The following is a 20,274-nucleotide window of genomic DNA, read 5'->3' on the forward strand; positions in this document are numbered from 1 at the left end:
TTATGCATCGGGTGCACCAGGAAATGCAGCAACTGTCGGCACAGTCCGATCCGCTGGAAATCGTCGCAGACCGGTTCCAGGCTGAAACCGATATCATTTGCTTTGATGAGTTTTTTGTTTCTGACATCACCGATGCGATGATCCTGGGCACGCTGTTTGAAGCGCTGTTCCGTCGCGGGATCACGCTGGTGGCGACATCGAATATCCCGCCGGACCAGCTGTATCGCAACGGCTTGCAGCGGGCGCGCTTTCTGCCGGCGATAGCGTTAATCGAGCAGCACTGTGACATCGTCAATGTCGACTCTGGTGTTGACTACCGGCTGAGAACACTTGAGCAGGCCGAAATCTACCACTCCCCGTTGGATGAGCAGGCAGAAAAGAATATCGAACAATACTTCACCCAGCTAAGTGTCGAGCCCAGAAGCCGGGGGAAAGAGATTGAGATCAATAACCGGATGCTGCCAACTCGCCATGAGGCGGACGGAGTCGTGCACTTTACCTTCCAGACTTTGTGCCAGACCGCAAGAAGTCAGAATGACTATATGGAAATTGCGCAGATCTATCACACCGTGCTGGTATCGGAAGTGATTAGGATGGGCGAAAAGCAAGACGATGCCGCGCGGCGCTTTATTGCCATGGTCGATGAATTCTATGAGCGAAATGTAAAGCTGATTATGTCAGCTGAGGTGGATTTGACGCGGCTTTACCAAGATGGCCGCTTAGAGTTCGAATTTAAGCGTTGTTGCTCTCGCCTGATAGAAATGCAGAGCCATGAATACCTGGCCCGGCCGCACCTTGCATAGCGCCAGCACAGGAGGAACTAAACCTGAGCCGCGTGATGCATGAAGTCTGTCGGGGTTGCTTCTGGTGAGTGGCACAATGAGTTTGCCGGACGATATTTGATGAAAAGTCGATAGTTTTAAGGGTAAAAAACGGCAGTTTGTTCCCCAGATTGGTAGCAAGAGAAAAAATCGCATTTTTTTTTGAAAAAAAGGTGATTTTTTCTCCACCCTTCCCTATAATCTTGCAACCCACCGTACCTGTGACGGCGAAAGCCGGGAGCACCAACCGCTCGAAGGGGTGATGACTGGGCTCTTAACAGACGGAACGCAAGTTCCATAAGTGAATCAATTTTTAATATTGGGTAAGAATTAGCATGAAAACTTTCGTTGCTAAACCAGAAACTGTAAAACGTGACTGGTACGTTGTTGACGCTGAAGGTAAAACTCTTGGTCGTCTAGCAACTGAAATCGCATCTCGTCTACGTGGTAAGCACAAGCCGGAGTACACTCCGCACGTTGACACTGGTGACTACATCGTAGTTATCAACGCAGAAAAAGTTGCTGTAACTGGCGCTAAGAAGACTGACAAAATGTACCACCACCACACTGGTTACATCGGTGGTCTGAAGTCAATCAGCTTCGAGAAGCTTATCGATAAGAAGCCAGAAATGGTTATCGAAACTGCTGTTAAAGGCATGCTTCCTAAAGGTCCTCTAGGCCGTGCTATGTACCGTAAGCTGAAAGTTTACGCTGGTGCTGAGCACAACCACGCTGCACAGCAGCCTAAAGTTCTAGACATCTAATTGGGGAAGATGACAATGGCAGAGAATCAATACTACGGCACTGGTCGCCGCAAAAGCTCAGCTGCTCGCGTTTTCATTAAACCGGGTTCTGGCAACATCGTAATCAACAAGCGTAGCCTTGATGAGTACTTCGGTCGTGAAACTGCTCGCATGGTTGTTCGTCAGCCACTTGAGCTAGTTGAAATGACTGAGAAACTAGACCTATACATCACTGTTAAAGGTGGTGGTATCACTGGTCAGTCAGGTGCTATCCGTCACGGTATCACTCGTGCTCTTATGGAATACGATGAGACTCTACGTCCTACTCTACGCGCAGCGGGTTACGTTACTCGTGACGCACGTAAAGTTGAGCGTAAGAAAGTTGGTCTACGTAAAGCACGTCGTCGTCCACAGTTCTCTAAGCGTTAATTTTACGCTTCAGAATTTTTATTCTGTTTACTGTGTACGAAAAGCTCAACCTTCGGGTTGGGCTTTTTTTTGTTTGTAAAAAACCATCATTTTCCCTTCTTGAGCCCTTGAATTCCCTCGCTTCGATGAAAATTTGAAACAAAAAGAACATACCTCTCACATTTGTTGCGAAAAGGTAGCTTTATCTTGTCAAAAAGTGGGGTTTTCTTTATCATTTGGCGCGATAAACAACAGCTTGATAATGTAACAAACTATCTGTTGTTTCATTCCGTTGAAAGTTAGCCGTAAGCTCCAGGGACGCCAAGGGACATAATAATAATCCAGAGCGGGAGCACATGGGAGAATGTTGGATGAGCAATGCGCCAGTAAGTAACGGCCGCCGCCGCTTCCTGACTGCGACAACTTCGGTTGTTGGAGGCTTAGGTGCAGTCGCTGTAGCTGTGCCTTTTATCAAATCTTGGAACCCGAGCGCGAAAGCTAAAGCCGCCGGTGCGCCAGTAGAAGTTGATATCAGTAAGTTGGAAGATGGCCAAATGGTACGCGTCGAGTGGCGCGGTAAACCAGTTTGGGTCGTGCGTCGTAGTGATGCAATTTTAGAAGAGTTGGGTGGTCATGATGGTGATCTTCGCGATCCGTCATCAGAAGAGCCGCAGCAACCTGAGTATGCCCAGAATAAATTTCGTTCAGTTAAACCTGAAATCTTTTTAGCCGTAGGTATTTGTACACACCTCGGCTGTTCCCCTACCTATCTGCCAGATAGCTTTAGCGAGCAGGTGAGTGGTATCACCGCAGGCTTCTTCTGCCCGTGCCACGGCTCGAAGTTCGATATGGCCGGCAGGGTATTTGCGGGGGTACCAGCACCGCTTAACTTGGTGGTACCGCCTCATACATTCCTGGATGACAATACCATTCTGGTCGGTGTAGACGAGGAGACAGCCTAATGGAAGCACTACTCGGTTGGATTGAAAAACGCTTACCTATGATGGATGCGTACAAAAAGCATCTGTCTGAATATCCGATGCCGAAGAACTTCAACTTCTGGTATCTGTTCGGTTCCTTGGCCATGCTGGTACTGGTTAACCAGATTATTACCGGTATCTGGCTGACAATGAACTATGTTCCTTCTGGTGAGGGAGCATTTGCCTCCGTTGAGTACATCATGCGTGATGTCGAATACGGCTGGCTTCTGCGTTATATGCACTCGACAGGCGCCTCGGCGTTCTTTGTCGTTATCTACCTGCACATGTTCCGTGGTTTGATCTACGGCTCTTACCAGAAGCCTCGCGAGCTGCTGTGGCTGTTCGGTATGCTGATCTTCCTGGTACTGATGGCCGAAGCTTTCATGGGCTATCTGCTGCCTTGGGGCCAGATGTCATACTGGGGTGCGCAGGTAATCATTTCTCTGTTTGGTGCCATCCCTGTTATCGGTGATGACCTGACGCTTTGGATCCGTGGTGACTACGTGATCTCGGGCGCGACACTGAACCGTTTCTTTGCACTGCATGTTATCGCCTTGCCGATTGTGCTTCTGCTTCTGGTTGTGCTGCACATTCTGGCTCTGCACGAAGTTGGTTCAAACAACCCTGACGGTATCGATACCAAGCTACCGAAAGGCAGCAAAGGTGAAGGCTACAAAACGCAGTTCCCGTTCCACAAGCAGTACAGTGGCAAGTACGACATTATCGACTCTATTCCGTTCCACCCGTACGGTACGGTTAAGGATATGGTGGGTATTGCGGTCTTCCTGTTCTTCTTCTGCTACGTGTTGTTCTTCAACCCGGAGATGGGCGGTTACTTCCTTGAGCCACCTAACTTTGAAGCGGCTAACCCGCTGAAGACGCCTGAGCACATTGCCCCTGTTTGGTACTTTACACCGTTCTACGCCATCCTGCGTGCGGTTCCGGACAAGCTACTGGGTGTTGTTGCAATGGGTGCGTCGATTGTGGTGTTGTTCCTGTTGCCATGGCTGGATCGCTGTAAGGTTCGCTCTTACCGCTACCGCAGCAAGTTCCACCTGATCAATATCGTTCAGTTTACTGTGAGCTTTATCGCGCTGGGTATTCTGGGTGCGCTGCCGGCAACCCCGACGTATACCTTGCTGGCACAGATTTTCAGCCTGGGTTACTTCATGTTCTTTGTGTTGCTGTACTTCTACAGTAAAAACGAAGCGACCAAACCGCTACCAGAGAGGGTGACATTCAAATGAAGAAGTTGATTGTAATGCTGCTAGCTCTGCTGCCTGCAATGGCGATGGCGGCTGGTGGTAACGTGCATTTAGATGATGCGAACAATGATCTGTCGGACAAGGCATCGCTTCAGCGCGGTGCCAAGACCTTCATGAACTACTGTTTTGGCTGTCATGCCACGCAGTACCAGCGCTATGAGCGTGTGGCGGCGGATATCGGTATCCCGTTGGATCTGATGAAAGAGCACATGGTATTCGACAAGGACGCCAAAATCGGTGATCTGATGACCAATGCGATTCCAGAAGAGTACGCGGCGGCCTCATTCGGTGCTCCGGCACCGGATCTGACACTGGTTGCCCGCGTTCGCGGTACCGACTGGCTTTACACCTATTTGCGTTCTTTCTATGCTGACCCAAGCCGCCCGTTTGGCGTTAATAATGTGGTTTTCCCAAGCGTGGGCATGCCGCATGTGCTGGAAGAGCTTCAGGGCGTACCGACCAAAGTGTACGAAACTCGCCTGGTTGACGGTGAGGAAGTGCAGGAGTATGTCGGTATTGAGTCTGACGGAACCGGTGAGCTGAACGCCGAAGAGTATGACGAGGCGGTTCGTGATCTGGTTAACTTCCTGGAGTATTCTGCAGAACCTATGAAACTGGAACGTCAGAGTCTGGGCTTATGGGTAATGGGCTTTTTGGTCATATTCTTTGTACTAACATTATTGTTGAAGAAAGAATATTGGCGTGATGTCCACTGATCAGGTAATCTAGTGGGTTAAGAATCTCGCAATGGGGGCTCGGGCCCCCGTTGCTTTTTGTGTATATAAGTATACTGGAGGGGTTAATGGCTGTTGCTGCCAATAAACGCTCTGTGATGACTCTGTATTCTGATGCTTCGGACATCTACAGCCATCAGGTGCGTATCGTACTAGCAGAAAAGGGTGTTAGTGTTGAAATTGAGCTGGTTGATCCAAACAACCTGCCTGAAGATCTACTGGACCTAAACCCGTACAACTCTGTTCCAACCCTGGTTGACCGTGAGCTTGCTCTTTACCAGGCCGGCATCATTATGGAGTACCTGGATGAGCGTTTCCCTCACCCACCTCTGATGCCTGTTTATCCTGTTGCTCGTGGTAACAGTCGTCTGATGATGTACCGTGTTGAGCGTAACTGGTACACGCTAGCAGAGAAGATAAACAAAGGTAGCGCTGATGAAGCTGACAAGGCACGCAAGCAATTGCGTGAAGAGCTGCTGGCACTGGCACCTGTATTCGCTGAATTCCCATACTTCATGAGTGAAGAGTTTAGCTTGGTTGACTGCTATCTGGCACCGCTACTGTGGCGCTTACCTGAAATGGGTATCGAGCTGACAGGTGCCGGGTCGAAAGAAGTGAAAGCATACATGACCCGCGTTTTCGAGCGTGATTCATTCCTTGCTTCTCTGACTGAAGCTGAGCGCGAAATGCGTCTGGCCGGCCAATAATGGATATGGAAAAAATGACGCCGCGTCGCCCTTATTTGCTGCGCGCGTTTTACGACTGGTTAGTTGACAATGATCTGACACCCCATCTGGTGGTGGACGCGACCTTGCAAGGTGTCAAGGTGCCGACGGAATTTGTCAGCGACGGTCAAATTGTACTGAATATCGCACCGCGTGCTGTCGGTAACCTAGAGCTGGGTAATGAGGCAATCAGCTTCAATGCCCGCTTTAGCGGTCGCCCGCATTCTGTGATTGTGCCTATGTATGCAGCATTGGCTATCTATGCCCGTGAAAATGGTGCAGGAACCATGTTTGAGCCGGAACCGGCTTATGCTTCTGATATCGCAGATATTGAGCTGGCAGACGAAGCGCAGCAGTATGATGAGATTGTTGAGGCGGAAGAGACGTGTTCTCCTCTGGCTGAGGTAACGGAAGCCAGTGAGGACAGCGGCCCTGATGATGAGCCGCCTCGTCCGCGTGGCCGACCAAGCCTCCGCGTCGTGAAATAAAAAAACGCAGCCTTCTGGCTGCGTTTTTCTTTTGTGCTGTTTTCTTTTTTGTGATCGTTTTCTGCGGCAAGGTGTCGGGTGTCGTTAGTAAGCAGATCTGAAATTAGTTCTGGTATTCAAACACTTTGACGACTTTCTTTACCCCGGAGACATTACGCGCAATCTCTGCGGCAATATTTCCTTGCTCACGGTTCACATAGCCGATCAGGTAGACCGCCTGGCCTTCGGTGACCACCTTGATCGAGACATCATTGAGCTTCTTGCTGCCGATGATTTGCGATTTCACCTTGGTCGTCAGCCAGCTGTCTTTGCTGACCTCACCCAGCTCGGGCAGCGGGCGGATCTGGATCTGGTTATAGACCGTTTTAACATTGTCCAGCGATCGCACCTGCTCTTCCAGCTTCTGTTTGGTGGGCTGGTCGACAGACTGGCCGACAAGCAGTACTTTGCCGTCAATGGCAATTGCATTGATCCTGGCATGCTGGCGGTAAGGTGGCTTGTTGGCCAGGCCGCCGACTTCCATTTCAATCTGCTGATCAAACCATTGTTGTTGAGTGGTGCGGGTATCAGCTTTGGAAAGTGCAGAGCAGCCCTGAAGAACAAATAGCGCGGCAATTAGCAGGGCTTGGTATATCTTCATTGCTTATCCTTCGTGATGTGGAAACAAAACCTTGTCGATGAGATCACACAGGCAATGGACCGTCAGCAGGTGGCCTTCCTGGATGCGGGCGGTACGCTGAGACGGAATACGGATCTCAACATCCTGAACGCCGAGCAGTCCAGCCATTTCTCCGCCGTCTTTGCCTGTAAGGGCAATGATGGTCATATCGCGGGTCAGTGCGGCTTCCATGGCCTTGATAATATTCTTGCTGTTGCCGCTGGTCGACAGGACAAACAGGATATCTCCGGCTTGGCCGAGGGCGCGTACCTGCTTTGAGAAGACCTCGTCATGGTGGTAGTCATTGGCGACAGCCGTCAGCGTCGTGGTATCTGCAGTCAGTGCCAGGGCAGGCAGGCTTGGGCGCTCAGTTTCAAAACGGTTGATCAGACAGGAGGCAAAGTGCTGGGAGTTTGCCGCCGAGCCGCCGTTGCCGCAACACAAAATCTTGTTGCCGTTAAGCAGGCTTTGCACCATCACTTGTGCGGCCTGGGAAATGGCATCCGGCAGGGCTTCTGCAGCTGCTATTTGGGTCTGGATACTTTCTGTAAAACTTTCTTTAATGCTCTCTAGCATGATTAACCTTCAACTAGGGTGTTGGTAAACCACTCAATCCGGTGCTCGGGCCCCTGTATCGCCACGACATCAAACCTAAACTCAGTGTGTTCGACCGAAAAGCCGTTTTTCTGAAGCCAAAACAAAGCTGCTCGTTTTAGCTTCTGCTGTTTGCGCCAGTTTACCGCTTCTGCGGCGCTGCCGTAATCTGCATTTTGGCGGAATTTGACCTCGATAAAAACCCAGCAGGTCTTATCGCGCATGATGACATCAATTTCGCCGCTGCGGCACTGGAAATTGCGACAAACCGGCTTGAGACCATGGCGGAGCAAAAATTGCTCCGCCATGGCTTCGTAGGCTTGCCCTTGTTTGCGTTTATTGAACGGGCTCAATGCCGTTACCGGAGAAGATAGCCCAGCTGATCTGGCGCTGGATCACGCACTGATCATTAAGGCTTAGCTGGCCTGTCTTGCCTTGGGTAGTGTAATTATCGACCGCGCGCATCTGCGGCAGCTCGGCAATCATCTTGTAGGCGTCCATTCCGAAGGCGTGCAGACGGATATCAGTATTTTTGGCATTAGGCCACAATTCGTTGTAGCGCGCCATAAAGTTATGGTTGGCATCGACCAGCAGCGGAATATCACTAAATTCAATGCCCCTTAGCTCGCTGTTGTCGCCCTTGCTGTCCGGGTAGCTGCGAGAGCTGGCGTACAGTTTCGGCGGTTCGATGTCCGGGTTAATCGCAACTTCGATAAATGGCTTGAGCAGGGTCAGCTCATTTTTGTTGGCAACCAGGTAGACCGCATCGGTATCGCGGCGGCTACGTGGCTGAGCTTCAAGCTCGAGGCCCAGTACCTGCTGCATTTGGTTGATGCGCGCCTGGCTCTCCGTCAGGCCGAAGACTGTCGCAATCTGCTGCTGGATTTGCTTGCGTGAGCTGAAGGAGCTGATTGCCGGTGACTTGCCAGTCAGTTGCTGCCATTGCTCAATAAAGGCGTTGCTGACACGCTCGCCAAAGCTGTTACCCGGGGCTAGTACCATCGGATACTCATGGCCTTTGGCAAACAGATGACGGGCTGCCTGCTCGGCTTCCTGCTCAGGCGAGAGCGAGAAATAACAGGCATTTGACTGGGTCATGCTGAGCTGCTCGGGCTCGTTCAGGGCTAGCAAGGTGATATTGGTGTCATTGCTGCGCTGGAAGTCGGTAATCTTCTCTTTACGTAGCGGGCCGATGACCAGCTCAATACCGTCCTGTTCCAGTTTGCTGACAATCGAGCTGACCGGTTCGGCTTCGGTATCATAGATGGCCAGCTCGGTTTCGGCATCACGGCCGGTATCGTCGAGCATGGCGTTGATAAAGCCGTCCCTGACGGCTTTGCCGGAATTCTCGTAGCGGCCTGACAGTGGTAGCAGCAGGGCGACATTGTTCAGCTGGGTGATTTCAAGCTCCATAATCGCCTGCAGCTCTGCAGGCAGATATTGGTTGGCTGGATGATAGGGGTTTTTCGCCAGCCATTCTTCGACCGTGCTCTTAAGCTTTGCCGGGCGCTGAGAGTAGGTATTTTTAAGAATGCTCAGTTGGACCCAGCCGCGCAGGACGGTTTCATCCTCGCTTAGCTTGGTTGCCTGTAACTGGTTATTGTTGTAGTGGGAAAGATCCCGCCACAGGTTCTGCCAGTTGGCCCCTTTCTGTTCTGCCTTGAGATACTGATCGAGCGCGGTCCGCTCGCGGGCAGCCTTGAATGACTGGTTGGTCTGGCCAAGCAGCTCGGCGCGGAGCATGTGAAAACGCAGGTACTGGCTGTCTGCCAGCGTCCACCATGGCTGGAAGTTCAGGGTATCGAGTGCCGCTTGCGGCTGGCCCTGCTGATAACGCAGGGTCGCCCGTGCCAGCTGCCATTCGGCCATCTGGAGCGGGCTCATCGATAGCCGTCCCAGTCGGTTGGCCTGCTGTTCGGCCTGTGACCAGTTGCCTTCTTTTATCAGGGCCTTGAGGGCCAGAATGTGCCAGTCGATGCTTTCTGTTCCTTCGCTCGACTCGGCTTTGATCAGATAATTAGCTGACGTATCGGTCACGGCAGCGGTAATATCGGCGGTCACGGCCTGTTCCTGAGGTGGCGTCGAGCAGCCAGCCAAGATCACGGCGAGGGCTACAGGCGCTAATAGTCGTGATACACTTTTACGCTTATGGGTAAAATTGAGCATTGAATTCATTCAACTGTGACAAATTACTCTCTATATTAATTGCAGATGAGATCTTAGACAAATGAGTGAGACCAATTCATGCACGGTAGATGTCGCAACTTTGTACATCGTACCTACACCAATCGGTAATTTAGCGGACATCACGCAGCGTGCATTGGATGTATTAGCAAATGTGGATTTAATTGCCGCAGAAGATACACGCCATACATCGCGCTTGTTGACACATTTCTCTATCTCAACCCGCACCTTTGCACTTCATGATCACAATGAGCAGCAAAAAGCCGATTATTTGATCGAGAAGCTACAGGCAGGCACGAGCATCGCCCTGGTATCGGATGCCGGTACTCCCCTGATTAGCGATCCAGGATACCATCTGGTCAACCGTTGTCGTCAGGCGGGTGTAAAAGTTGTTCCTCTGCCGGGCCCGTGCGCCGTGGTAACGGCATTGAGCGGGGCGGGCCTGCCGTCAGACCGCTTTAGCTTCGAAGGCTTTTTGCCGCCGAAAAGCAAAGGGCGCCGGGATCGCTTCCAGGAGCTGGCCGATGACGAGCGGACGATGATTTTTTATGAATCACCGCACCGAATTATGGACTCGCTGGCGGATATGCTGGCCGTACTGGGGCCTGAGCGCCAGGTAGTACTGGCCCGCGAGCTGACCAAAACCTATGAAACCATCCATGGTGCACCGCTGGGTGAGCTGGTGGAATGGCTGGGCGAGGACAGCAATCGTACCCGCGGCGAGATGGTTCTGCTGGTGGCGGGCCACCGGGCGCAGAAAGACGACCTGCCGGCAGATGCACTGCGAACCGTGACTTTGCTGACCAAGGAGCTACCGCTTAAGAAGGCTGCAGCCATGGCAGCTGAGATCCACGGCGTGAAGAAGAACGCGCTATATAAGTGGGGGCTGGAGAACCTTGATTAATTAGCCAGGATCTAAATCGGTATCTTTTTCGACCGTTTCGGCTTGTTGTGGGATATTTCACTGGTAACTGTGACCCGAGTCTTATACAATCCGTCGCCGGAGTTGGCTAAGGTAACCGCTGCCTCGTTGATGTCCTTTGGGAGACTGACGAGGGGGAGGAAAGTCCGGGCTCCATAGGGCAGGGTGCCAGATAACGTCTGGGGGGCGCGAGCCCACGACCAGTGCAGCAGAGAGTAAACCGCCGATGGCTCGCTTGCGAGTACAGGTAAGGGTGAAAGGGTGCGGTAAGAGCGCACCGCGCGACTAGTAATAGTTCGTGGCACGGTAAACTCCACCCGGAGCAAGACCAAATAGGTCCCTAATGGCGTGGCCCGCGTTGGGGACGGGTAGGTTGCTTGAGCCTGTGAGCGATTGCAGGCCTAGATGAATGGTTACCACCGCGTAAGCGGGACAGAACCCGGCTCATCAGCCAACTCCCCTCTTTTTGCATAGAAGGTGGTGTCATGCTTTGGAAACAAAGCGGGCATCACCTTTTATCGTTTTAGGGCTCAATTTCACAAAATTGAATTAATTAGCCCGTATCTGCCTAGTATCAATGTAAAACCTCTACATAGCATTATTATTTGTTTGTCAGAAATCGGGGCTCTCGCTTGACAACTTTTTTGTCTCATACGTACACTTTGCGGTGGGATTTTGCGGGAAAAGCCGTTTTTAACGATAAATAAATGCGCTTAATTACCTAATGCTATGAATTAGCAAGGTTATTTTCCTTCTGAATATACACTTTCAGGCTGAGGTTGTCGCAGCATATCTGGACATCCTTGGTTGGCTTTCACTACAGCTGAACTTTTTTTTATGTCTGAACAATTTGAGCACGTTTCCGTTTTACTCCATGAGTCTGTAGACGGCCTGGCTATTAAACCTGATGGAATTTATGTCGACGGAACTTTTGGCCGTGGTGGACACAGCCGATTGATTTTATCTCAGCTCGGTGAAAATGGTCGTCTATACAGTATTGATCGCGACCCGCAGGCGATTGCCGAAGCACAGAAAATTGACGATCCGCGTTTTACGATTATCCATGGCCCGTTTTCAGGCCTGGCTAAATATATGGAAGAGCGTGAACTGATCGGCCGGGTAGACGGTGTGCTGCTGGATCTTGGCGTGTCATCGCCGCAACTGGATGATGCCGAGCGAGGCTTCAGCTTTATGCGTGACGGTCCGCTGGATATGCGAATGGATCCGACCTCCGGTATTTCTGCGGCCGAGTGGCTGGCAGAGGCGGATGCCGACGATATTGCCTGGGTATTGAAAGAGTTTGGTGAAGAACGTTTTGCCAAGCGCATTGCCCGTGGCATTGTCGCGCACCGCGAGAACCCGGAAAAAGAGCCGCTGACACGTACCACCCAGTTGGCCAGCCTGATTGCCGAGGTCTCCCCTTTCAGGGACAAACATAAACACCCGGCAACCCGTAGCTTCCAGGCTATCCGTATTTACATCAATAGTGAGCTGGAAGAGATTGATACGGCGTTGCACGGCGCCGTTAAAGTATTGGCTCCGGGCGGCCGACTGTCTGTGATCAGTTTCCACTCGCTGGAAGATCGGATGGTAAAACGCTTCATTCGCAAGCAGAGCAAAGGGCCGGAAGTACCGGCAGGCCTGCCGTTGACTGAAGATCAGATCAAGGCGCTGGGTACGGCCGACTTGAAGACGGTTGGTAAGGCCATCAAGCCGTCGAAGTCAGAAATTAGTGATAATACGCGCTCGCGCAGTTCAGTGTTGCGACTGGCTGAGCGCGTATGAGTTCGGCACCGGAACCCACAGAGAGTCTTGCTCGCCTGATTGCACGGGATCTCGTGTCGGTAGGGCGGGTACCGTCGGTGCTGCTGGTTCTGGTGCTTGTTTCTGCCTTGGGGGTGGTATTGATCACCCATCATTCACGCCAGCTGATTGCCCAGCAGGAGCAGCTACTGATTGAGCGGGATCAGCTGGATATCGAATGGCGAAATCAGATCCTTGAGGAAAACTCCCTGTCGGAACACAGTCGGATCGAGCGACTGGCCGAGAAGGAGCTTGAGATGAATCGTCCTTCCAGAGACAGTGAAGTCGTCGTACAGTAATAGATTTGATGAATATATTTAAGCGCCAGCAATCAAAGAATCAGCGTCGCCAAAAAGCGCCACCGGTTTTTATCCCGTGGCGCTTTGGTGTTATATGCGGTTGCGTTGTATTGGCTTTGGTGGCCCTGGTTGGCCGCGCAGCCTACATTCAGGTACTGGAGCCGGGCAAGCTGATACAGGAAGGCGATATGCGCTCGCTGAGGGTCAAGGCCATGCCTTCGGCCCGCGGGATCATTTCCGATCGTAACGATGAACATCTTGCTGTCAGTGTACCGGTTCAGGCCGTCTGGGCCGATCCGGTGCAAATCTATAAAAACGGGGGGATCCAGGTACCGGAGCGGTGGTTCGCGCTGGCGGATGTCCTTGGACTGGATCGCCAAAAGCTGCTTGCCCGCCTTGAAAAAAACAAAAAGAGACGCTTTATCTATCTCCAACGCCAGGTCAGCCCGGCGATGGCGTCCTATGTCAACAAGCTTAAGCTGCCCGGCGTCGGCCTTAAAGATGAATCCCGCCGCTTTTATCCCGCCGGCGAAGTCAGTGCTCACCTGATAGGGGTGACGGGGATCGACAGTCATGGCCTTGAAGGGGTCGAAAGTACCTACGATGGCTGGCTGACCGGTGAACCAGGCCGCAGGACAGTGCGAAAGGACCGTTATGGCCGGGTGGTTGAAAATATTTCCCTCAAGAAACGAGAGCCGGGCAAGCCATTGACCCTCAGTATCGATCAGCGCTTACAGGCCGTTGCCTACCGGGCGGTCAAACAGGCGGTGGCCGATTATCAGGCAACCTCGGCCACGGTGGTAATGGTGGATGTGCGTACCGGCGAGATACTGGCGATGGTCAACGCCCCTTCCTATAACCCGAACAATCGCAACCAGCTACAGAGCTTCAGGATGCGCAACCGCTCCATTACCGATGCCATGGAGCCGGGGTCGACAATCAAGCCGTTTATAGTATTGGCCGCCATGGAAAATGGTGTGGCTGACGAAGATACCATTATCGATACCGGTAACGGCCTGATGCAGGTCGGTGGTAGCCGAGTCAGGGATGTGTCCCGGGTCGGTAAGGCCAATCTGGCCAAAATCCTCCAGAAGTCCAGTAATATCGGGGTCAGCAAGCTGTCCCTGGCGATGCCGATCGATGCGGTGCTGGGCATGTATAGCAGTGTTGGCCTGGGGGATGCTTCGGGGATCAACCTGATTGGCGAGGCACAGGGTTTTTTCCCGGATCGCCGCCGCTGGTCGGATTTTGAAAGGGCAACACTGGCTTTCGGGTACGGGATCTCCGTGACACCGATTCAGCTGGCACGTGCCTATGCCACGCTTGGGGCGATGGGCGTGAACCGCCCGTTGTCGATCCTAAAAACGGAAGATGTTGTCCCGGGGCGTCAGGTTGCATCGGTGGAGAATACACGCAAGTTACTGAGTATGCTTGAGATGGTAACTGGCGAAGAGGGCAGCGCCAAACGTGCTGCTGTACCGGGCTATCGTGTCGGGGCAAAAACAGGTACCGCCAAGAAAGCGGCGGCGGGTGGATATAGCGATGAATACATTGCAATGACGGCCGGGCTGGCACCGATCAGCGATCCTCGCCTGGCGATGGTGGTTGTGGTGAATGAGCCTCAGGGTGACAAATATTATGGTGGCGCCATTGCGGCACCGATTTTCTCGGAAGTGATGGAAAGTGCACTTCAGATTTTGAATGTTCCGCCGGATGCAGGAACAGGTGAACAGTTGAATATCGTCAATAACAGAGGCAATGCGCATGCCGGTACTTAATCAGAATAATAAAGTGGGAGCGTTATTGTCTCCATGGGTGGCGGCATTGCCTGCAGAACTAGCCGATATCGAGTTAACCGGGATGACGCTCGACAGCCGTCAGGTACGTGCCGGTGAGATGTTTGTTGCGGTTAACGGCCATGCGGTGGATGGTCGGCGGTTTATCCCTGCTGCGATTGAAGCAGGGGCGTCCTTGATCTTGGCTGAGGCTGATGAGAGCACCGACAACGGGACGGTGGCAAGCCAGAACGGGGTTGCGATTGTTTACCTTTATCAGCTTGGACAGCAGCTATCGGCGATAGCCCGGCGCTTCTTTGGTCAGCCTGACGAACAGCTCAAGCTTGTTGCCGTCACGGGGACTAACGGTAAGACGACTATCAGCCAGTTGCTGGCCCAGTGGGCCGAGCAGCTTGGCTATTGTGCCGGGGTCATGGGCACAACCGGTAACGGCTTGTTGCAGCAACTGAAACCTGCGGTAAATACCACCGGTAGCGCGATTGAAATCCAGCAGGTGCTGGCGGAGCTAGTTGAAGATGGTGCCAGTTTTGCCGCAATGGAAGTTTCTTCCCATGGCTTGGTACAGGGGCGGGTCAAGGCCCTTGATTTTGCTGCCAGCATCTTTACCAACCTAAGCCGTGATCACCTTGATTATCATGGTGATATGGCCTCTTATGCCGCGGCCAAGAAAACCCTGTTTACCGACCACAATTCAGGCTTAGCCATTATCAATGCCGATGACGAGGTTGGCCGCGAGTGGTTACTCACTTTACCGGAAGCGGTCGCGGTTGCCAGTGATAAATCCCGTTTGAGTGGGCATGCTGGCCATGCCTTGTGGCTTAAACAGGTGGAATACAGTACCCGTGGCGTGACCGTCTGTTTTGACTCCTCATGGGGTGGCGGTCAGTTTACCGCCCCGTTAGTCGGCTCGTTTAACGTGATGAACCTGATGTTGGCGCTGGCGACGTTGCTGGCTACCGGACACGCCTTACCACGTCTGCTGGAGACCGCGCCAAAGCTGCAGGCAGTGATTGGGCGAATGGAAGTTTTTCAAAAGTCTGACAAACCTATGATGGTTGTTGATTATGCTCATACCCCAGATGCATTGGAAAAAGCCTTGCAAGCTCTTCGGGTGCATTGTCGCGGCAGACTGTGGTGTATTTTCGGTTGTGGTGGTGATCGTGATAACGGCAAGCGCCCGATGATGGCGGATATTGCAGAGTGTCTGGCAGACCAAATCATTCTGACTGATGACAACCCGCGCAGCGAAGACCCTGCCACTATAGTGGCGGATATGCAGGCCGGGCTGAAGCAGCCGGAGCTGGCAACCGTGATCCATGATCGCCATGCAGCCTGTAAGTGGGCACTGACCCATGCCGGGACGGAGGATATTGTACTGGTGGCTGGTAAGGGACATGAAGACTATCAGATCCTCGCAGACCGGACGATTCACTACTCAGACCGCGAAACTGTCGAGGAACTACTGGAGAATAACGCATGATTGAGGTTCAGCTTTCACAGTTGGCTGAAGTACTAGAGGCTGAACTGATTGGCGGTGACACAGTTATTGCCGAGGTGTCGACGGATACCCGCAACATTGCGGATCAGACCCTGTTTATCGCCCTCAAGGGTGAACGTTTCGATGCACATGATTTTTGCCAGAATGCCAAGGATAACGGGGCTTGCGCGCTGTTAGTGAGCAGGCACTTACCGGTTGAGCTGCCACAGCTAGTGGTCAAAGATACCCGCCTGGCACTGGGACAGCTCGGGGCTTGGCTCAAGGCCCGAATGGAGCAGCAATACGGCTTGAAGACGTTGGCACTGACAGGCAGCTGTGGCAAGACCACAGTCAAGGAGATGGTGGCGGCAATCCTGAGCCAGAGAGGCAAGGTGCTGGCGACTGGCGGGAACTTCAATAATGATATTGGTGTTCCCCTGACACTATTGCGCCTGGAGCCAACTCATGAGTATGCGGTGATTGAGCTGGGTGCCAACCACCAGAAAGAAATCTCCTATACCACGGCACTGGTGAAACCGCAGGTTGCACTGATTAACAATCTGGCTGCCGCGCACCTTGAAGGATTTGGTTCGTTGCAAGGGGTAGCCAAGGCCAAAGGTGAAATCTTTGAAGGTCTTGCACCGGGCCGGGATGATAGCACGGTGGCGACGACGGCCATTATCAATCTTGATTCGAACGAATTGACTATGTGGCAGCCTGCACTGGTTGGTCATCAGGTGGTGACTTTTTCTTCCACCCAGCCCGGTGCTGATTTCTCGGTAAGTGACATATTTATTAACAATCTTGGCCGTGCTTGTTTTACAATGCGCACCCCTGACGGTGACGTGCCTGTCGAGCTGACCCTGCCGGGGGCCCACAATATTGCCAATGCGCTGGCTGCCGCTGCGCTCAGTATGGCAATGGGAGCGACATTGGAGCAGGTCAGGCAAGGGCTGGCCGAGGTGGAAAACGTCAAAGGACGGGTAGATATTACCTCGCCACGTTCGGGACTTCGTCTTATCGACGATACCTATAATGCCAGCGTGGCTTCGGTGAAGGCAGCCATTGATCTGCTTGCCACTTTTTCGGGCCAGCGCTGGTTTGTGCTTGGTGATATGGCAGAGTTGGGCGATGACAGTGCAGCCTTGCACCGTGAAGTCGCTGAATATGCCATGGCCAAGCAGCTGGATCAGGTGCTGACTTATGGCCAGGCCAGTGCCGTGGTCAGTGAAATGAATCACGGTCAACATTTTGATGATAAATCAGCCCTGATCAGCTTGCTGAAGGAACAGCTACATCATCAACAACTTAATTCACAACATACAGAAATTACAGTGTTGGCAAAGGGAGCACGTAGTTCCCGAATGGAAGACGTTATTGCCGCGCTGCAGGAAAATGCATAATGATTTACTGGTTAGCTGACTTATTAGAGTCCACGTTCCCTTTTTTCCGTCTGTTTGAGTACCTGACATTCCGCGCGATTGTCAGTGTGCTGACGGCATTGCTGCTTTCACTGTGGATTGGTCCGCGCCTGATTGCCCGCCTGCAGATGCTGCAAATCGGCCAGGTAGTGCGCCATGACGGTCCGGAGTCACACTTCAGCAAACGAGGAACGCCGACGATGGGCGGCATCATGATCCTAGCGGCGATAGCCATCACCGTGTTGCTGTGGGCTGATCTGTCTAACCCTTATGTCTGGGCGGTGCTTACCGTCATGCTGGGCTATGGTGCGGTCGGTTTTGTCGATGATTATCGTAAAGTGGTCCGTAAGAACACCGATGGCCTGATCGCGCGTTGGAAGTACTTCTGGCAGTCGGTGATTGCCTTTGGTGTCGCCTTTGCCCTGTATGTGCATGGTCAGGACACAGCGGCAACGCAGCTGGTGGTTCCTTTCTTCAAAGATGTGATGCCGCAGCTTGGCCTGTTTTATATCGTTTTCACCTATTTCGTGATTGTCGGTACCAGTAACGCAGTAAACCTGACCGATGGTCTTGATGGACTGGCTATCATGCCTACGGTCATGGTGGCGGCTGGTATGGCATTCATTGCCTGGGCAACCGGCAACGTGAACTTTGCCAACTACCTGCATATTCCTTATCTGAAAGATGCCAGTGAACTGGTGGTAGTGTGTACGGCAATTGTCGGCGCAGGCCTTGGTTTCTTGTGGTTTAACACTTATCCGGCCCAGGTTTTTATGGGCGATGTGGGGTCGCTGGCTCTTGGCGGGGCGCTGGGTACGATTGCGGTACTGGTGCGTCAGGAGTTGCTGTTGGTGATCATGGGCGGTGTGTTCGTGATGGAGACCGTGTCAGTGATCCTGCAGGTTGGTTCCTACAAACTGCGCGGCCAGCGTATTTTCCGCATGGCACCTATTCACCATCACTATGAGCTTAAGGGCTGGCCGGAACCGCGGGTTATCGTTCGTTTCTGGATCATTACCCTGATGCTGGTTCTGATTGCATTGGCAACACTGAAGGTACGTTAAATGAATGGCTTGGACGGTGTGAAAAAGGTTGTGGTTATCGGTCTGGGAATGACCGGGCTGTCGGTGGTTAACCACCTTCTGCGTCAACCTGAAGAGATGGATATTAAAGTGATCGATACCCGTCCGACACCGCCTGGGCAAGATAAGCTGCCGCCGCAGGTTGCACTATGTAGCGGGAGCTGGAACATGGACTGGCTACTGGCCGCAGATATGATTGTAGCCAGCCCCGGTATCGCTTTGGCGACCCCTGAACTGGTGACAGCGGCAAAGGCCGGTATTGAGATTGTCGGTGATATCGAATTGTTTGCCCGGGCGGTAAACAAATCGGTTGTGGCAATTACCGGCTCTAACGGAAAGAGCACCGTCACCAGTCTGGTGGGGGAAATGGCCAAAGAGGCCGGGATCAATGTGGGGGTCGGTGGCAATATCGGTTTTGCGGCCCTGGATATGCTGGCGCAGGACCATGAACTCTATGTCCTGGAATTATCCAGCTTTCAGCTCGAAACAACCTCATCACTGCAGCTAAAGGCGGCTGTGTACCTCAATCTTTCCGAAGATCATATGGACCGTTACGAAGGGCTGGAAGATTACAGCCGGGCCAAAATGCGGATCTTTGATCATACCGAGCTGGCGGTGTTTAACCGTGATGACCTTGCTACCCGTCCAGCATATTTTGCCGGTGAAATGACCAGTTTTGGTTTTGATTCCGAAGCCTACGGCTTGGTTAGCCTCGACGGTGAGGAATACCTTGCTGTGGCGCAGCAGCCGGTAATGGCAACCCGCGAGATTGCCCTTGTCGGTCGTCATAATGTAGCCAACAGCCTGGCCGCACTGGCGCTGGCCGATGCGGTAGCGATCGAGCATGCGGCGGCATGTCGGGCATTAAAACGCTATAACGGCCTGGCGCACCGGTGTCAGCTGGTGGCCAGTTACCACGACGTACAGTGGGTCAATGATTCCAAGGCCACCAATCTGGCCAGTACGCTGGCGGCGCTAAAAGGACTCAATTTATCCGGCAAGCTGCACCTTTTGGTCGGTGGTGATGGCAAAGGGGCGGATTTTTCTGAACTTAAGCCCGTATTGGCTGACTTAGATGTACAGTTATATTGTTATGGGCGGGATGGCGATCAGTTTGCGCCGCTTGTTGAAAAACCGTTATCGGTCGAGACCATGGAGCAGGCAATGATTATAGCGGCAGAAACAGCTCGGGCTGGTGATATGGTATTGTTATCGCCTGCATGCGCCAGCTTTGATCAGTTTCCAAATTTTATGGCCCGGGGTGATGCTTTTGTCGCGCTGGCGACTGAGCTTCAGTACAAAGTCGCCGGAGTGAGTTGATGCTGGGGCAGATCAGAGAGAGTTGTTCAGCATTCGGTGAATGGCTGACTCGCCCGGCGGCACCCAGCATGTATGACCGTCAGCTGGTGTGGATTGCACTGGCACTGATGGTGACAGGGTTGGTAATGGTGACCTCTGCATCCGTGCCTGTTGCAACTCGACTGACCGATATGCCCTTTTACTTTGCCTTGCGCCACGGCTTTTTCTTGGCATGCTCGCTGGTGATAGCCGGTTTTATGGTGCAAATCCCGCTTGAACGTTGGCGACAGCTTAGTGTGCCCATGTTGCTGGTCTCGATTTTATTACTGATAGCCGTGCTGGTGGTCGGACGCTCGGTCAATGGTGCCGCCCGCTGGATCCCGCTGGGGGTATTTAACCTCCAGCCGGCCGAAGTGGCAAAGTTGTCGCTGTTTATCTTTTTGGCCGGTTATCTGGTCCGTCAGTACCACCAGGTACGCGATAGCTTCTTTGGTTTTATCAAGCCGTTGGTTGTATTGGCTGTTCTGGCCGGCTTGCTGTTGCAGCAGCCGGATTTGGGATCGTTCGTAGTGATG

21 protein-coding genes and 1 other RNA gene are annotated in these 20,274 nt (G+C 52.6%); 18 read left to right on the plus strand and 4 right to left on the minus strand.

All coding sequences use genetic code 11. From position 1 onward, the window contains the following. From zapE to sspB, 8 genes are all read left to right on the plus strand, one after another. The coding region (zapE, locus tag MHN01_RS03625) for a cell division protein ZapE (RefSeq protein WP_239410077.1) at nt 1–803 on the plus strand (803 nt) is incomplete at its 5' end. A gap of 353 nt (nt 804–1,156) precedes the next feature. Then, nucleotides 1,157–1,585: a 50S ribosomal protein L13 gene (rplM, locus tag MHN01_RS03630; RefSeq protein ID WP_239410078.1), complete on the plus strand. Its 429-nt coding sequence runs from the start codon at nt 1,157–1,159 to the stop codon at nt 1,583–1,585. A gap of 15 nt (nt 1,586–1,600) precedes the next feature. Continuing rightward, on the plus strand, nt 1,601–1,993 hold the full coding sequence (rpsI, locus tag MHN01_RS03635) for a 30S ribosomal protein S9 (protein ID WP_075762376.1): 393 nt from the start codon (nt 1,601–1,603) through the stop codon (nt 1,991–1,993). 350 nt (nt 1,994–2,343) lie between these two features. Then, entirely contained in the window at nt 2,344–2,934 is a 591-nt protein-coding gene (petA, locus tag MHN01_RS03640) for a ubiquinol-cytochrome c reductase iron-sulfur subunit (RefSeq protein WP_239410079.1), read from the plus strand. Continuing rightward, entirely contained in the window at nt 2,934–4,199 is a 1,266-nt protein-coding gene (locus MHN01_RS03645) for a cytochrome bc complex cytochrome b subunit (RefSeq protein WP_239410080.1), read from the plus strand. The genes petA and MHN01_RS03645 overlap by 1 nt, the downstream gene beginning before the upstream one ends. Then, nucleotides 4,196–4,933, plus strand: a complete 738-nt coding sequence (locus tag MHN01_RS03650) for a cytochrome c1 (RefSeq protein WP_239410081.1) — start codon at nt 4,196–4,198, stop codon at nt 4,931–4,933. Before MHN01_RS03645 ends, MHN01_RS03650 begins: the two co-directional genes overlap by 4 nt. Nucleotides 4,934–5,019: 86 nt before the next feature. Continuing rightward, on the plus strand, nt 5,020–5,658 hold the full coding sequence (gene sspA, locus MHN01_RS03655) for a stringent starvation protein SspA (protein ID WP_239410082.1): 639 nt from the start codon (nt 5,020–5,022) through the stop codon (nt 5,656–5,658). Next, entirely contained in the window at nt 5,658–6,164 is a 507-nt protein-coding gene (gene sspB, locus MHN01_RS03660; protein ID WP_239410083.1) for a ClpXP protease specificity-enhancing factor, read from the plus strand. Before sspA ends, sspB begins: the two co-directional genes overlap by 1 nt. A gap of 103 nt (nt 6,165–6,267) precedes the next feature. On the opposite strand, the gene MHN01_RS03665 is transcribed toward sspB, so the two are convergent. Genes MHN01_RS03665 through MHN01_RS03680 form a run of 4 tightly spaced genes read right to left on the minus strand, consistent with a single transcriptional unit; the run spans nt 6,268 to nt 9,582 of the window. Further along, nucleotides 6,268–6,804 carry a BON domain-containing protein gene (locus MHN01_RS03665; protein ID WP_239410084.1) on the minus strand — a complete coding sequence of 179 codons (537 nt, stop codon included), beginning with the start codon at nt 6,802–6,804 and terminating at the stop codon, nt 6,268–6,270. Nucleotides 6,805–6,807: 3 nt separating this feature from the next. Further along, entirely contained in the window at nt 6,808–7,398 is a 591-nt protein-coding gene (locus tag MHN01_RS03670) for a phosphoheptose isomerase (protein WP_075762368.1), read from the minus strand. 2 nt (nt 7,399–7,400) lie between these two features. After that, nucleotides 7,401–7,769, minus strand: coding sequence for a YraN family protein (locus MHN01_RS03675; protein ID WP_255725008.1), 369 nt, complete (start codon nt 7,767–7,769; stop codon nt 7,401–7,403). Beyond that, nucleotides 7,753–9,582 (minus strand): penicillin-binding protein activator, encoded by a 1,830-nt coding sequence (locus tag MHN01_RS03680; protein WP_239410085.1) that lies wholly within the window; start codon nt 9,580–9,582, stop codon nt 7,753–7,755. The genes MHN01_RS03675 and MHN01_RS03680 overlap by 17 nt, the downstream gene beginning before the upstream one ends. Nucleotides 9,583–9,643: 61 nt before the next feature. Here MHN01_RS03680 and rsmI point away from each other — a divergent pair, with 61 nt between their 5' ends. The 10 genes from rsmI to MHN01_RS03730 all read left to right on the plus strand — a co-directional run. Continuing rightward, nucleotides 9,644–10,504 (plus strand): 16S rRNA (cytidine(1402)-2'-O)-methyltransferase, encoded by an 861-nt coding sequence (rsmI, locus tag MHN01_RS03685; protein WP_239410086.1) that lies wholly within the window; start codon nt 9,644–9,646, stop codon nt 10,502–10,504. Between the two features lie 98 nt (nt 10,505–10,602). After that, nucleotides 10,603–10,985: RNase P RNA component class A (rnpB, locus tag MHN01_RS03690), an RNA gene on the plus strand. Between the two features lie 374 nt (nt 10,986–11,359). Further along, a complete protein-coding gene (gene rsmH, locus MHN01_RS03695; protein WP_239410087.1) occupies nt 11,360–12,307 on the plus strand; it encodes a 16S rRNA (cytosine(1402)-N(4))-methyltransferase RsmH in 948 nt (315 codons plus the stop codon). After that, nucleotides 12,304–12,624: a cell division protein FtsL gene (gene ftsL / locus MHN01_RS03700; RefSeq protein ID WP_239410088.1), complete on the plus strand. Its 321-nt coding sequence runs from the start codon at nt 12,304–12,306 to the stop codon at nt 12,622–12,624. Before rsmH ends, ftsL begins: the two co-directional genes overlap by 4 nt. A gap of 8 nt (nt 12,625–12,632) precedes the next feature. Then, complete coding sequence (locus MHN01_RS03705) at nt 12,633–14,402, plus strand: penicillin-binding transpeptidase domain-containing protein (protein ID WP_239410089.1); 1,770 nt, start codon at nt 12,633–12,635, stop codon at nt 14,400–14,402. Further along, complete coding sequence (gene murE, locus MHN01_RS03710; protein WP_239410090.1) at nt 14,389–15,900, plus strand: UDP-N-acetylmuramoyl-L-alanyl-D-glutamate--2,6-diaminopimelate ligase; 1,512 nt, start codon at nt 14,389–14,391, stop codon at nt 15,898–15,900. The genes MHN01_RS03705 and murE overlap by 14 nt, the downstream gene beginning before the upstream one ends. Further along, on the plus strand, nt 15,897–17,300 hold the full coding sequence (gene murF / locus MHN01_RS03715) for a UDP-N-acetylmuramoyl-tripeptide--D-alanyl-D-alanine ligase (protein WP_239410091.1): 1,404 nt from the start codon (nt 15,897–15,899) through the stop codon (nt 17,298–17,300). Before murE ends, murF begins: the two co-directional genes overlap by 4 nt. After that, nucleotides 17,300–18,382, plus strand: coding sequence for a phospho-N-acetylmuramoyl-pentapeptide-transferase (mraY, locus tag MHN01_RS03720; protein WP_239410092.1), 1,083 nt, complete (start codon nt 17,300–17,302; stop codon nt 18,380–18,382). The genes murF and mraY overlap by 1 nt, the downstream gene beginning before the upstream one ends. Beyond that, nucleotides 18,383–19,720 carry a UDP-N-acetylmuramoyl-L-alanine--D-glutamate ligase gene (gene murD, locus MHN01_RS03725; protein ID WP_239410093.1) on the plus strand — a complete coding sequence of 446 codons (1,338 nt, stop codon included), beginning with the start codon at nt 18,383–18,385 and terminating at the stop codon, nt 19,718–19,720. Beyond that, nucleotides 19,720–20,274, plus strand: a 555-nt coding sequence (locus MHN01_RS03730) for an FtsW/RodA/SpoVE family cell cycle protein (protein ID WP_239410094.1), incomplete at its 3' end; no start/stop codon positions are given. The genes murD and MHN01_RS03730, both read left to right, overlap by 1 nt.

The organism is Photobacterium sp. OFAV2-7 (genome assembly GCF_022347985.1).
Lineage (GTDB): Bacteria > Pseudomonadota > Gammaproteobacteria > Enterobacterales > Vibrionaceae > Photobacterium.

Excerpts from the sequence above, each read along its gene's own strand:
- rplM (WP_239410078.1), top strand. The coding sequence starts at position 1,157 with ATGAAAACTTTCGTTGCTAAACCAGAAACTGTAAAACGTGACTGGTAC.
- rpsI (WP_075762376.1), top strand. The coding sequence starts at position 1,601 with ATGGCAGAGAATCAATACTACGGCACTGGTCGCCGCAAAAGCTCAGCT.
- petA (WP_239410079.1), top strand. The coding sequence starts at position 2,344 with ATGAGCAATGCGCCAGTAAGTAACGGCCGCCGCCGCTTCCTGACTGCG.
- MHN01_RS03645 (WP_239410080.1), top strand. The coding sequence starts at position 2,934 with ATGGAAGCACTACTCGGTTGGATTGAAAAACGCTTACCTATGATGGAT.
- MHN01_RS03650 (WP_239410081.1), top strand. The coding sequence starts at position 4,196 with ATGAAGAAGTTGATTGTAATGCTGCTAGCTCTGCTGCCTGCAATGGCG.
- sspA (WP_239410082.1), top strand. The coding sequence starts at position 5,020 with ATGGCTGTTGCTGCCAATAAACGCTCTGTGATGACTCTGTATTCTGAT.
- sspB (WP_239410083.1), top strand. The coding sequence starts at position 5,658 with ATGGATATGGAAAAAATGACGCCGCGTCGCCCTTATTTGCTGCGCGCG.
- MHN01_RS03665 (WP_239410084.1), bottom strand. The coding sequence starts at position 6,804 with ATGAAGATATACCAAGCCCTGCTAATTGCCGCGCTATTTGTTCTTCAG.
- MHN01_RS03670 (WP_075762368.1), bottom strand. The coding sequence starts at position 7,398 with ATGCTAGAGAGCATTAAAGAAAGTTTTACAGAAAGTATCCAGACCCAA.
- MHN01_RS03680 (WP_239410085.1), bottom strand. The coding sequence starts at position 9,582 with ATGCTCAATTTTACCCATAAGCGTAAAAGTGTATCACGACTATTAGCG.
- rsmI (WP_239410086.1), top strand. The coding sequence starts at position 9,644 with ATGAGTGAGACCAATTCATGCACGGTAGATGTCGCAACTTTGTACATC.
- rsmH (WP_239410087.1), top strand. The coding sequence starts at position 11,360 with ATGTCTGAACAATTTGAGCACGTTTCCGTTTTACTCCATGAGTCTGTA.
- ftsL (WP_239410088.1), top strand. The coding sequence starts at position 12,304 with ATGAGTTCGGCACCGGAACCCACAGAGAGTCTTGCTCGCCTGATTGCA.
- MHN01_RS03705 (WP_239410089.1), top strand. The coding sequence starts at position 12,633 with ATGAATATATTTAAGCGCCAGCAATCAAAGAATCAGCGTCGCCAAAAA.
- murE (WP_239410090.1), top strand. The coding sequence starts at position 14,389 with ATGCCGGTACTTAATCAGAATAATAAAGTGGGAGCGTTATTGTCTCCA.
- murF (WP_239410091.1), top strand. The coding sequence starts at position 15,897 with ATGATTGAGGTTCAGCTTTCACAGTTGGCTGAAGTACTAGAGGCTGAA.
- mraY (WP_239410092.1), top strand. The coding sequence starts at position 17,300 with ATGATTTACTGGTTAGCTGACTTATTAGAGTCCACGTTCCCTTTTTTC.
- murD (WP_239410093.1), top strand. The coding sequence starts at position 18,383 with ATGAATGGCTTGGACGGTGTGAAAAAGGTTGTGGTTATCGGTCTGGGA.